A 14541-nucleotide genomic window follows, 5' to 3' on the forward strand; every position below is an offset into this window, starting at 1 on the left:
CTATGCCTAAGATTGTTTGCTATCCTATCCGGTTCATTGCCTTATTATTTATTCCCCTGTTTGCAGGTATCATCACCTATGCCGCTGCCGGTCCGGGTATAGAAACCTACCAGCACGAGAAGAAGGGAAAATTTAAGCAAGGTGATACCCTGATCGTAAAGGATGAAAAGTTTGAAAACTCAGCCGTTGACTGGAGTAAGATTAATAACCGAAAGGTGACGAATATTATTACCCTGAGCCTGGATAAAGATGAAGTTAATAAGATCACCCAGGCGTTTTCAGCGGAAATGAAGATAAAGATTGAATACTGGGCACAACCTAACCAGGCGGATCCGGGTGTTTTAGACAATATTAAACTGAAAGTAACCTATGATCCAACTACGGGGGCTAGTTACCAGGCTTCCTCGGATTATCACTTTGATAATTCGTACAAAGTGCAGATAACTATTGAGGATTTTACCAGTGCAGAGTTGGGAGACGATTTGCCGGCCGCTTTTCATCTGATGGGGCAGGTGATTGTAGAACGTACCTATGAAATAGATAATAATACGCCCATTGTAACGCATGTTACCATGGGGCCTTCCAATTCCACTGCTTACCAGGCATCATTGACCTGGAATAAGTTGGATGGTGCACAGGAATATGATCTTGAATGGACGTTTATATACTCTGGTACTGACTTTGGAAGGGAGCTCAATACCAGTTATCCTGATTTTACTGTGCCGATGGTACAGAAGATGTTTAAAAACAATGCTACACGTGTCACGGTACAACAGGAGTATTATGATATTACCCAGACCAGTTACAATTCATTTATATTAATACGTATTCGTCCTGTTCATTATGATGATGAGGGATACCGTATTGAGGGCGATTGGAACTACGGGTTGGAACGTGATGGTAATACCTTCATAGGAGCCATGGATATACCTTCTGCAGGGAGACAGTCCAATTTTAACTGGACATATGATGCGGCCTATGCAGAAGATGGTAAACGTAAAGAGGTGATTCATTTCCTGGATGGATCATTACGTGAGCGTCAGGCGGTGACCCTCAGTAATACCGAGCAGAAGGCGATTGTACAGGAGACATTGTATGATGAAGTCGGGCGTCCTGTTGTAAATATAATGCCGGCGCCGGTGAATAATAATTCCCTTAAATATTATAAGGGACTGCATCCTGCTACTGATGGTAATACTTATGATTATAGCTATGCATATGGCAACAATACAGATTGTATAGCTACCCCAGCACCTTTGGGTACAACTGGTTACGATGATGTAGATAACTCCAATACTAGTGTAACAGTAGGTGGTGCGGGGCAGTATTATTCTCCTGAAAACGTCTTTTATAATCTTGATAATAATTCTGTTAATAAATACACACCTGATGCGGGAGGATATCCTTTCTCTGTAACCAGGTATACTTCAGATAATACCAATCGTGTAACGGTAAAGGGTAGTGTAGGAGCATTATTTCAGCCTGGGCCTGATCAGACCACCAGCAAGGCTGTAAGAATCTATTACGGAACACCTGATCAATGGGAACTCGACAGGTTATTTGGTAATGATGTCGGTTTTGCCAGCCATTACCTGAAAACGATGACTGTAGATGGGAATGGACAGATTGGAATATCATATGCCAACGCATCAGGTAAAGTAATTGCCAGCGCACTGGCTGGTGATGCACCTGAAGGTTTGGATGAGCTGCCCGGCAAACCGGCAACCCATGAGGTCACTGCTATTATTATAGACACAAGCCAGTTCAAATTTGATGCTGCCAGGTTATCCATGTCAGCTGTCAAAACTTATCTGAATGCGGTACCTGGTCCTGTGACGATCACATATAATATTGCGCAGCTGATTAAGACGTATGAGGAAAACAGTGTGAAGATCTGTAGTAACTGTTACTATGAGCTGAATATACAGGTCACTGATGATTGTAATGAAGTAGTGTATCACAATGAAAGTCCTATTCCTGTTGGAAGCCTGACCAGTAATTGTAGTAATACAGCGGTGAGTACAGGTTCTATTCCTGCCACCTTTGGTAAGGCCGGGCCTTATTACATCACCTTTACCCTAGGCTTGTCACAGACCGCTATAGATAATTATACCAGCGATTTTGTAAGCAGTAATACCAATTTGCGTAGTCAGTGGAGTTTTGTATATCCCACATTAAATGAAAAGGATTTCGATGCCTGTTTCAATGATTGTGCAACTTGTCTGACCTCTCTTGGTACTAAAGCTGACTTCGTGAGCCGGGTAGTCACCGAATTGACAAAGGATGCTAACCTGGTGGCCAAAACGGACTCTATTACGCAGTGGGCAGGTGTAAAGTATGACGCATTGTATAGCCAGTGTCAGCTTTTACAGAGTACCTGTGGTACTTCTCCATGTGATGATATGATGCATTTAATGCTGCAGGATGTAAGTCCGAATGGACAGTATGCTTTATTTGATGAATCGGGTTCTCCACTTGAATCGGGAATAAACGTATTGTATAATAACTGGCGTACTGTTTTCCCGATCATTAACAATCCTTCTAATGTAAATTATCAGAAAAACCTGGTGGAACTGGGTAATGGACTGACTTCGTCTGCCAATGACCCGGATTTTACACTGGCCATGTTAGTGGAATACTGGAAGTCTGAATGGGCTACCTTGTTCCTGCCTTACCATCCGGAGTATTGTGCCTTACAATTCTGTCAGGCTTATGGTGTACCTGAAAGCTGGGATGACCGTTTGAAGAATGTTGTGCAGAGTACCACAAACCTGAACACCATTCTGCCTGGTGTTACGTATAGCAGAACAGATGCTTCCTGGCTGGTAAACAATGACCCATTCTTTACCACCTATGCGCCGGATTACAAATCCAGGGTGATCTCTGACCTCGCCAATTATACAACGGTGATGGGGATTACAGGAGTTACCACTAATTCCCTGGCCAATAAAACACTACAGCAATATGTAGATTACATCGTGTATTGTGCGGATGGGGATGGCAATATCAATAGTGTGAATCAGGGAGGAGGAACGACCAGTGATAACTGGAGCTATTGTACTCCGGTAGAGAGCTGTCGTATCCCGGATGTGGAGTTCCGTACATACCGTGAACTTTACCTGGAATTGAAACAACGGTATTACCAGGAGATCAGGAGTGCGAATTACTGTGGCAGTGCCTGTACAGTAGATAATTCTTCCGGTTTTGTATTTAGCTCCTGTGCGAAGGTGAGTGACTTTGTAATCAGTGAGTCTGATGTGACCTTGTCTGGATGTACCGGAAAGGTAGCTAAGATTACTTATACTGGTATCGGTTTGCCATCAGCAACTACCGTACAATTTTATTATCCAGCAGAAACTGTTGTTGATAATGTGACTTATGTGACAGGCATCACATTTGAAGTTGGACAAACAGAACGCGTATTTTGTGTACCTGATAATGTGCCTGTCAATACAATCCGTGTTTCAAATGTAATTTGTAATAACAGTGGAAGTAATAGTGGTGATGGTGGTGACGATGAAGATACGAAGTGGGATTGTGCAAACTGGAAACTGAGTTGGTTTTCACCTATCTATAACAGCCAGGATAATCCTAAGAGTATTGGCGTTTCCTATATTGGAGCTGAAACAATTCCGACAGGAAAATATACTTATGTGGTAGTAAAGGCCACTGTCAATGGAGTTGTGAAATATGGGGCAATAAGGATCGATGCGACTACACTTTCGGGTACATGGTCACCTGAAAACCCTAACAACCAGTATTCTCTTTTAGATTATGGAATGGTACAAACCCAATGTACCTCTTCGGTGATAGCGTTTGAATCATCCTCATCAGCAAGGCTTGCGTCAACAGCTTCCACAACAGAGGCTGCAACCACTACAGCATCTACAGCTACTATAGCCACTACAGAAGCTGCCAGTACCTGTGATGAAGCTTATAAATATAAGATCTCACGTGTTACAAACATTTCCTTTGGTGGTAATATGAATATTCCTTCTACGGCAGCGGCTTTAACAGATAGTCTCAACCTGCAGTTAGCCACGATGGTGCACTCAAATTGTGAAACCATGGCAGACGATTGGATGACTAAGCTGGATGCTTGTCTGAATAGTAATTCCACTTATCTTGCTAAAAAGGCAACCTTAAAAGCAGCACTTATCGAGATCTGTGCGGCAGGAGGTGATACATCTCACTTATATGGAGCGAGCACTACGCCAAATGGGACACTGGTAGGAGGTTATAGTTCCTTTAAAGATGCCATCAAAGGTATCCTGGGGCTGAGCACTTTCAGCATGATCTGTAACCCATGGTTGATAGATGCGCCTTATCCATATAGTGTACAGATGCAGGCATCAGATAAAATAGTCAGTAAGACGAATTTTGCGATCTGTAACAAAGTATCTTCTTTAAAAATTGCATCTGGCACTGCGACTGGTGATAATGATGGATTCTATACCTGGCTGAAAAATCGATTTGGGGATGGAATGACGTTATCAAAAGACGAGTTGATCACCTTGCAGAATGGATGTGGAAACTGTCGGTTCCTATTGACGAGCAACATCAAGTTGCCAGTATTCTTTGATGGGTATGCAAAAGGAGAAGCCAATTACTGGGATTATAATGATGCAGTCAGTGCGTTTAATACAGATATGGGTGGTAGTGTGGATGTAAGTGATGCGAACTATCGGGATGTATTTACGAACTATATGAACCAGCGTTGGGGTTTTACACTGACTTATGATGATTATGTAGATTATAAAGCAAAGATAGATGTTGACATCAGTGCAATATTGCTGAATAAGGTAGCATATCCTACGGTGACAGAAGATCCATATGCATGTATGGTACAGCAGGTGAATGATGCGGCGGCTACGGGTTATGTATTGTACCATGAATATATAGATGAAGTAAAGAGAATCTTCCGTAAGGAGTACATTGCTTATTGCGGCAGTGTAAAGCCAACTGTGAAACTGACCAGCCAGCAGGCGATCTATCATCATACGTTGTATTACTATGATCAGGCGGGTAATCTTGTGCGTACGGTGCCGCCGGAAGGTGTGCACCTGGTAGATGAATCTTTATTTAATCAGATTGATAAGGCCAGAATAAACGTGGATCCGGTATGTAATTATACTGGTCCGATCACAAATTCCAGTGTGGATTCTGCAAAGACGGCTTTAACGAATGTGATTGGGCTGGGTACTAATAGTGCGATGGAGTTCTGGATGTATAAGCCTAATGGAGGATCGGTACAGTTTGTAACCACTACAGGTAGTAGTAAATACCTGGTGAATGTATGTCTGGATGGTCGTTATGCACACCTGGATATATATGGTATGACAGTGAGTGGTGGTACGGTAGATCTGACATCATCTCATCATACAGATGCAGATATGCAGGCTGTTCTGCCATTGGGGCAATGGACGCATATTGTTTTCCAGGGGTATGGTTTGGATAATGATAATCGGGATGTTTATATCAATGGTGTAAAGTGCCCGGTGGTGACGAATGCAACGACTGGAGGATGTGGTTGGGAGTTGAGTAGTGGTAGCAGTACACCAGTGTATCCCCAGGATTTGGGTTATGTAAAACATATGCGTGTGTATAGCCGGCTGATGACGGAGGCGGAAATTGCGGCGAATGCGGCGGATCCTTGTCTGGGGATTAGTATCGGAAGTGATGTAGCATTGAAGCCGGGTTATTGGTTCAAGTATAATACGCCGACGAGTGGTGCGGGGAGTGTCGGGTCAGGTATAACGGAGACATCGGTTACACCGATTTATCCAACGCATACGTTGGCGACTAGTTATGCATATCAGTCTTTGAATAAGGCTACTTTGAAGGTGTCGCCTGATGGAGGTAAAGAGCAACACTGGTTTGATTATCTGGGGCGGGATGTCGCTTCTCAGAATGCAGAACAATTGTCAGGCGCCAAGCATGGTTATTCTACATTTGACGAGCAGAATCGTGTTATTGAAGAGGGTGAGAAGAGTAATGGTAACACATTGGATAATAGTCTTGCTTTTGTTCCAACCTCTATTCTGACTGCATTTGAGTCTTCTGGTACGAATGGTCAGATTACGCGTACCCTGTTTGACAAACAGTATGAAGGATTTGGGTATACGCAGGAGAACCTCCATAAGCGCATCGCTGCAAGGTCTTATCAGGATGGTACTACATCACAGCAGGTTACCTATTATAGTTATGATCAGATAGGGAATGTGAAAACGATGTGGCAACAGATTGAAGGACTTGAAACAAAGCAAATAGAATATAACTATGATCTTGCAGCAGGGAAAGTAAATAAACTGCGGTATCAGTATCTGAATACCAGCTCTATTCCTAAAACAGATCAGTTCTACTATGGTTATGAATATGATGCAGATAACAGGGTGGTGAAAGCTGTGACAGGTATTAATTCAGTCAGCACAGATGGTTGGGAGATTGAAAACCCACATACAGATGCACATTATTCCTATTATTTGCATGGTCCTTTATCTCGTACTGAGTTAGGAAATAAGCAGTTAGTACAAGGTATTGACTATGCTTATACCTTGCAGGGTCAGCCAAAAGTTGTCAATGGTCAATTCCTGGGTGCGGAGAACGATATGGGGAAGGATGGTTTGGCTGATAATGTTCATAGTGTAGTAGGCCCTGATGTATTTGGCTATACACTGGATTATTATACAGGTGATTATACACCGATTGGTAATGCCGGTATCTTCCCATTAACTTGGCAGACTAGCAGTACTTCCGCAGCAGGGCATAATCTGTATAACGGCAATGTGGGTCGTGCGACGGTCTCATTATCTCAATTCGGCAACACAGTAGGTTACAGTTATAGATATGATCAGTTGAATCGTCTGAAGGCGATGCGCCAGCATCCATTGACAATTGGTGCTACATCATGGGACGCATCTACAGCAGGTACAGCTTACCAGGAAGATGTAACCTATGATGCAAATGGAAATATACTGACTTACAACAGAAATGGAAGTGGGGCGAATGGTAAGCAGGCTGCGATGGATGAATTGATCTATGGTTATAATAGAGATGCATCCGGTTACCTGTTGAATAATCAGTTAGCACAGGTAAAAGATGACATTACGACAACAGATTATTCCACCGATGTGAAGTCACAGTCTGATAATAATTATGGTTATGATAAGATAGGGAATTTAGTGAAGGATGTACAAGCTGGCATTTCCGATATTACCTGGACTGTTACCGGCAAAATTAAAAAGATTATCAAATCAGATGGCAGCACAATTGAGTACAAATATGATGCAGATGGTAACCGTGTTTATAAAGTATATACTCATGGTACGCAGGTAGATAAAACCTGGTATGTGAGGGATGCAAAAGGAGTTGTACTGGCAATTTATGGCAATAAGGATGGGGATACTAAAATATATTGGAAAGAACAACAACTGACTGGTTTTAGTCGATTAGGTTCCTGGAATCCGGATTTGGATGTATCCGCTGGCAGTAGTGGTACAGTTTGGGGTGCAAGCGGTAAGAAGTTATATGAACTGTCCAATAATTTAGGCAATGTAGTAGCAACAGTAAGTGATGAATTAACAGCTGAAAATGGGGCATTTGTAGTTAGTTCCAATGACTATTATCCGTTTGGTATGATGCAACCTGACAGGGATTATTCTACGTCATCTTATAGATATGGATTTAATGGGCAGGAAAAGAGTAATGAGATTAAAGGAGAAGGCAATATTTATACTGCACAGTTCTGGGAATATGATCCGAGGGTAGGTAGAAGATGGAATGTGGATCCTCGTCCGGATGTTAGTTATAGTCCATATGCTGTAATGCAGGATAACCCTATTTGGTATAATGATCCAGCGGGAGATACTGGTATTTTGCAATCCGGATCAAGTTCAAGAGATAATCCAACGGTAGTAGGTACGGCTGCACATGAGGCGTTGTCTACTTATCTCAACCAGCAAAATCCCGTCGAATGGTATACTAGCCTGACTTTACCAAGTGGTAAAAAGCCAGATGTTGTAAACGGGCTTTTAAATCAGGTTTGGGAATTGAAACCAACATCCTATGATCCTTGGAAAAATAAATATGCTAAATATTTGAAAGCTAAATCTCAAATAGAAGCTTATGTTGCAGAATTAAATCTCGGTACGTCTTTCTTAGGAGGAGGAACGTTTAGAAAGGGGACGGACAAAGCATGGGGAATACCAATAAATAATGGAAGGCAGCTTTGGTCAAGAGACGGTAGCTATGTGTTTACTTATTATATCGATAATCCTACAACAGGGTTAATATATTATAATGCAAGGAAGGTACAACAGAAACCACAACCTTCTCCTGTAACTTCACCGGCGGACAAAAAGAACCCTCTAAAGGATATTGATCTACCAATTATAGTACCAGTAGGGGGAGCCGGATTGCTGCCAGAATTTTTATTACCGCTTTAATTAAAATTTCATTATTTTCATTTATGAATTTTGTACGTTTTATAGCCGAGTTTATTAATCCTAATATTGGGGGTTATCGAAAATTATTAATAGAAGATTTTCAATGTTCACCAGCGTATGCAAGGATGTTAAACAAGCTTTTTTATTCTAATTTTTCATTCCAACAATTTATAGAATGGCATGAGAAAACTAATATTATAAATTTTGATATTATTAGGCCTCGATCAAGGGAGGAAAAACATGGCAATTACTGCAGATTGGAGGATTTAGATTTATTTGAGTATGACTTTAAATACATAAAGTACGGCAATAATACTCATTTTCAATTTTTTCGTCAGGATCAATATCCGTCATTCCAATTAGCAGCCGATTCCTTGCCCTGTCCATATTTTCTAATCAGAAAGGATTTTGTTAATTATTTGGATGAGTTAATATTTTCATCTTTGCCTGATTTTAAAAAAAACAAGAAATCATCACAGTTTGAAAAGGAATTATTTGAAGGCGTATCTATCATTTTTGATAAAAAAAGAAATGATATGCAATTCTCTGATATTGTTAGTTATTTTTTTCCGGATTTATTATTTAAGATTAATGGGAAAACTATCAAATGTAATTTGCAGACTGATTTAAGGTCCTTTACATTTAGTAGAAAAACATTTGCATTTTTTTATAGTCAAATTGTGCAGATAAAGGAAGATGAAAACCATCATGGTGTTGTTGATTTTGATCGCAGTGAACCATTTGTAGTAAATGAACCGGGAAGTGGGTTGTTTTTAGTCACCAACTCACAGGAGGTGATTGATAGAAGTAATAAATTCATTTTGTTAGTGGCAGAATTATTTCTTCATTACTATACTGTTTTTGAGAAATGGGCGACAGAATTTTTAAAACAAAACTATACTAAGATTATTAGTCATCCAGAGTTTTAATATTGATTTTCTTATTATTGGCTTTTTAGAAAGCGCTTTCGGATGAAATTCTGAAAGCGCTTTTATTTATAACTAAATGATCTTATTTACTCTCTAGTTAGGGTGTGCTGAATAAGTATTAATCTATTGTTAATCAATGTTGTATGGCCTGTTTTTTGCTTGAATAGTGTATAAATATTGAATGAATCATCTCCAAAAGCATGCAGCCATGATACGTTATACACCTGCAAAACAATTGACATTAGAAGGTTTTTCCACACCCTTCTCGCAGCAGTTATCCACTTCCAACAGGTGGGTTATACTCGCTGCAAAGATTCCGTGGGACAAACTGGCGGATGTGTATTATAAAAAGATGCGGGCTGATTTCGGAGCGCCAACCTTGAGTGCGCGGATGGTAATTGGTGCGGTGATCATCAAACATATACTGAATATAGACGATCGTGAGGTAGTAGAGCAGATCACAGAAAACATATATCTGCAATATTTTGTAGGTCTAAGCAGTTTTCAACAGGAAGCTCCCTTTGATGCATCGCTGATGGTCAGTATTAGAAAACGGTTAGGCGTAGAGGTGATGTCCAGGTTGAATGAGATTATCTTGCAGGAAGCGGGATTAACCAAAGCGAAAGAAGAGAAAACATCGGATGCCGGCAGTAAGGATGAAAGTGATGGGGATGGAGGAGAGAGCAATAAAGTTGGCTGCCAGGCGGATGCAGAGATAGTAAAAGAAACGCCATCTGAAGGACTATCAGGAACATTGATGTTAGACGCGACGGTGTCAGAGCAACAGATCGATTATCCAACGGATATTAAGTTATTAAATGAGGGGCGCCGTCAATTGGAAGGGATAATAGAGCGGGGATGTCTGGCTGCTGAACTGATTATGCCGCGGATGTATCGCAATATAGCCAGGAAGCAATATTTGAACATTGCCAAAAAGAAAAACAAAAGCAAAAGAGACATACGCAGGGGTATCCGTCAGCAATTGCAATATGTTAAGCGGGATTTAAAGTATATCAACTGGCTGATTGAAACAGGACCTACTTTTAAGGAGACATTGAAACCGAAAGAGTGGACGTTAATACAAGTGATCCAGGAAATGTATCGTCAGCAGGTAGAGATGTATAAGAAAAGAGAACAGAAAATATCTGATCGGATTGTAAGTATCTATCAACCGCATGTGCGTCCGATGCCGAGAGGCAAAGACCGCGTATCAACGGAGTTTGGCAGCAAGCAACTGGTGTTGTTGAAAGATGGTTACACACATATTGAGAAGCTGAGTTGGGATAATTACAATGAAGGAGGATTACTAATCGAATGCCTGGAAACCCATAAACGCTTGTTTGGGTGTTATCCGGAGCGGGTATTAGGAGATCAGTTGTTCGGCACACGTGAAAACCGACGATACATGAAGGAAAAAGGGATCCGTTATGTTGGCAAGCCATTGGGTCGGCCCTCATCAGATAGTAAGCAGCAAAAGCGATTATTGCAAAAGCAGATGCCGGAACGAAATGCGATTGAAGGGAAATTTGGACAGGGGAAAAATGCATACGGTCTGGGTAAGATCAAGGCCCGTCTTAAGGATACAGCTGAGAGTTGGGTGATGTCTATTTACTTTGTTATGAATCTGCTTAAACTGGCAGCAGGTTCTTTTTTGTCATTACTCCAAATCTATTACTGGCTGGTAACAGAGGGTTATTTAACGATAATGGTGAGTTGCCCGGATGCACAACTTAGACCTCGATATATGAGACGTATGGAATGGTAAATAGCAAGGTGTCAAAATGAAATATAATTCATCGGAAAACTTATTCAGCAGACCCTAAATATCTTCTTGTTCCAGTTGAATCATTTAAGAATTGTCTGCTGTTTACTGATCCCATAAATGAGGCTCTTCTAGGCATTAATTCATCATTACGCCCATAAGGTCTTCTTTCTCTTATGCTAGCTTTGGAAATCATCTCCTTTAATCTTTCTGAATGGTGTTTCGCCAAATTATCCATTTCGTCCATATTTATCAGAAAACATTCAGATAACCTTATTTTCGAATCCTTATCCTTGAGATTGGGAATTCCAGAATAAAAATAGTTCTCTAATCTTAATGGAACCAACCTTTTCATCCACCTCGTTTTACCTACTCCCTGGTTTCCAACAAAAATGATAGCAGTTTGGTTTGTTATTGAGTCCACTGTTGCACAACCTACAGTGGCTACAATCCATTTTTTAAAACATAAAGACCAAAGTTCATCATTCTCTGTATTAACTGTGTAAACTAGTTGCTGGATATAGTCTGTACTTCAATCCCATATAGGTAAACCATTAAAATAATCTAGAAATGGGTTGAATGCTGGTACAAAATCAGAGTGGATTACTGAATTTAATGTGTCCTTTGATACATTGATCTGTTTCTTCTTTAATTCTCTGACAATTGAATTAAACTGATAGTCAGTCATATTCCCATATTCGTTACTATCCTTCTTTTTAAAATGTACTTTCCCTGATACTTGATTGTATCTAAAATCATAATGAGTGTTTAAATGTCTTTCTACCAATTCTAAAGAGGATTGGCCATCTTCCACAACTACTTGCTGACTATTTTCATCTCCTAAAAATGAAGTAGAAGGATTATTTAAAACCAGGTTACCCTCGTTACCCTGTTTACCATTATTATCATCCCCTAAATTTGACATACATCCTATGCCATCAATCGTCACCTCTGCTTCATTGTTAGGGGTAAGCAGGGTAAGGTTGCTCTTTAATTCCTTTACATCTGTAATCATTTGTATATTTTAGTTTGTTTTGGAATAATTTCCAATACAAATGTCCTACAGAAGCAAAAGTCCAAATAGTCTTAAATAGTCTGCTGGACTATTTTTATATCTCCATGGGAAAAGGATTATACTATTCGTTGTCAGGATTTTCAAATATCCTGTCCAAATCGACTTTATCTCTTTTAGCCTTCTTATCAGCTCTGGGCTGCAAATATGTTTTTATTGAATCCCTGGCAAAGGGAGCTCCATCTTCATTAACAAAATAGGTCATTAAAAATTTCTCCAACTGGTCAACACCACTACTTAAATAGCTTATCCCTTTCTTCTCTAACTTATAGTCATTTGCTAATTCATAGAACATGGTACACAGCGATGCTACCCCAGCATTCCATTTTAACTTTATTATTTCCTCATTTTTGTTTAGTGATTGGGAATTACTAAGGTTTTTTATGCTATTTAAATAGCGCTTATTTAGGGATAATTTTAAATCTATCAATTCTGATGCAATAATTGGATATTTCATTGCATCAGAATATTTACTGCATTTATCACATAGGTCGTCTATTATATTTACGATCGAACCTATGAATATTTGGAGCTGATTTTGGTCAGTTCGATTTAATAACAATAAATCTATACTTGATTGAGCTTCAATCTTTTTCTCTGTTACCTTTTTATCAAGAAAATTGGAAAAATAGGATACATTAGTAAATGGCATTTCATAGCAATCAAAGTCCAAAAATTGAATGTATTCTTCTTGCTCATTAATTGATAAAATTTCCAGGTCTGGATTCACAAATAAAAAAGCACTTCTTAAGTCAGAAATTTTCTTTCTTTCAATTAAGTCAATAAAAAAATATAGAGGATGCTGTTCCATAAAATTAGGTGCAGGATTATTTCACCTACACCTAATATACTAAAAGTCTAAATTACATGTTACAACTTGCACAATAAACACACCAAAATCAGTACTATGGCACCTACTAACAAAATGATCAAGGGATTCTCTTTTAATTCCTTCTTCTCATCTGATATAACCTTATCAGCTACAATACTTCCCAATGTCCAACATACTGCCAATAACACTATCACACTAAACACCAGGCTAAGACTATTCATTTATCTGGCTTTTAGATACCCCTAATAATTTCCTCCTCAACACCTGCATATCATCACTAACCTTTGTATCCACCACCTTGGCATATATCTGTGTAGTCTTCAGATTAGTATGCCCCAGCATCTTAGACACAGTCTCAATAGGCACCCCATTAGTAAGAGTTACAGTCGTAGCAAAAGTATGCCTGGCAAGGTGAAATGTTAGGTTCTTATTAACCTTACATATATCCCCAATTTCCTTTAGGTAAGCATTCATCTTCTGATTGCTCAATACTGGGAAAATATTTGCATCAACCAGCTCAGACATATCCTCATAATTATTCAGCACTTCTACTGCCTGTGGTAATAAAGGAATACTTGTTCTGGTATTTGTTTTCTGTCTATGGGTAATAATCCACCTCTCATTATTAATGGTACTAAGATGCTTATATTTCAACTCCTTTATATCAGCATAAGCCAATCCTGTAAAGCAGGAGAAAATAAAAATATCCCTTACCTTATTCAGCCTTTCATTTTCAATAACCTTGTGCTGGATATTCAATAATTCCTCCTGTGATAAATATCCCCTTTCTATTGTTTTCAACGAGCACTTAAAATTCCTAAAGGGGTTATTATCCAGCCATCCATGAGTTATAGCCATATTAATGACTTTCTTCAATGATTGGATATACTTAATCACAGGGTTATGGCTGATCTTCTCTGACCTTTTCAGGTACATTTCAAAATCAACAACAAATTCATGTTTAAGCTCCTTTAGAAATATATCTTTCCTATTAAGTTGAGTGGTGATAAACTTAACCAGTTTTGCTTCCAGTGTTTTGAACTTTGTAAGTGTTCCTTTAGAGTGGTCTATACCTATGCTTTTACTTAACTGTTCATTGTGATAAGAAACAGCATCCAGCAGTGTCTTTCTTTCAATGTCTTTTCCTGCCAGCTTATTCCTGATAAGATCAATAGAAACAGGAATATTCCTTTCCAGCAAATCATTGTAAATACTAAGGATTCTGCCTTTTAAAATAGATAGGTTCTTATTGATCTCCTGAGCTTCTTGTTTATTTCCCTTTACCTGATACTTCCTGCCATCCCAAGACTTTTCCTCTATAAACAGTGCTGTATTATGATTCAGCCTATTCCCCTCATAAGTTATTCTAACAAAAATGGGTATCTGTCCTTTAGAAGTCTTCCTCGACTTATACAAGAAATAGGTAATGAAAATTCTATTGCCTTCCATTTTCCAAAAGGTGTGTTATTACCTTTTTTGAAAAAATGGCCCAAAGCAGCAGA

Annotated in this window: 7 protein-coding genes; 3 read left to right on the forward strand and 4 right to left on the reverse strand. The window is 39.4% G+C overall.

Annotated elements, in window-relative coordinates:
• Positions 1-2 precede the first annotated feature (2 nt).
• The 3 genes from SIO70_RS02370 to SIO70_RS02380 all read left to right on the forward strand — a co-directional run bounded on the left by SIO70_RS02370 (position 3) and on the right by SIO70_RS02380 (position 11138).
• On the forward strand, positions 3-8444 hold the full coding sequence (locus SIO70_RS02370; RefSeq protein WP_320579119.1) for a hypothetical protein: 8442 nt from the start codon (positions 3-5) through the stop codon (positions 8442-8444).
• A gap of 23 nt (positions 8445-8467) precedes the next feature.
• Positions 8468-9373, forward strand: coding sequence for a hypothetical protein (locus tag SIO70_RS02375; RefSeq protein ID WP_320579121.1), 906 nt, complete (start codon positions 8468-8470; stop codon positions 9371-9373).
• A gap of 208 nt (positions 9374-9581) precedes the next feature.
• Complete coding sequence (locus SIO70_RS02380; RefSeq protein WP_320574022.1) at positions 9582-11138, forward strand: IS5 family transposase; 1557 nt, start codon at positions 9582-9584, stop codon at positions 11136-11138.
• A 40-nt stretch (positions 11139-11178) separates the two neighbouring features.
• Here the strand turns inward: SIO70_RS02380 and SIO70_RS02385 are convergent, their stop codons facing one another.
• The 4 genes from SIO70_RS02385 to SIO70_RS02400 form a co-directional block, all read right to left on the reverse strand.
• The gene (locus SIO70_RS02385; protein ID WP_320582083.1) at positions 11179-11655 is read right to left on the reverse strand and encodes a VapE domain-containing protein; all 477 of its coding nucleotides are present in this window, start codon (positions 11653-11655) and stop codon (positions 11179-11181) included.
• A 12-nt stretch (positions 11656-11667) separates the two neighbouring features.
• Positions 11668-12150 (reverse strand): hypothetical protein, encoded by a 483-nt coding sequence (locus SIO70_RS02390; RefSeq protein ID WP_320579122.1) that lies wholly within the window; start codon positions 12148-12150, stop codon positions 11668-11670.
• Between the two features lie 121 nt (positions 12151-12271).
• On the reverse strand, positions 12272-13018 hold the full coding sequence (locus tag SIO70_RS02395; RefSeq protein WP_320579124.1) for a hypothetical protein: 747 nt from the start codon (positions 13016-13018) through the stop codon (positions 12272-12274).
• 234 nt (positions 13019-13252) lie between these two features.
• The gene (locus tag SIO70_RS02400) at positions 13253-14488 is read right to left on the reverse strand and encodes a site-specific integrase (RefSeq protein WP_320579126.1); all 1236 of its coding nucleotides are present in this window, start codon (positions 14486-14488) and stop codon (positions 13253-13255) included.
• Positions 14489-14541: the final 53 nt, after the last annotated feature.

This window comes from Chitinophaga sancti (genome assembly GCF_034087045.1).
In the GTDB taxonomy this organism is placed as follows: Bacteria; Bacteroidota; Bacteroidia; order Chitinophagales; family Chitinophagaceae; genus Chitinophaga; species Chitinophaga sancti_B.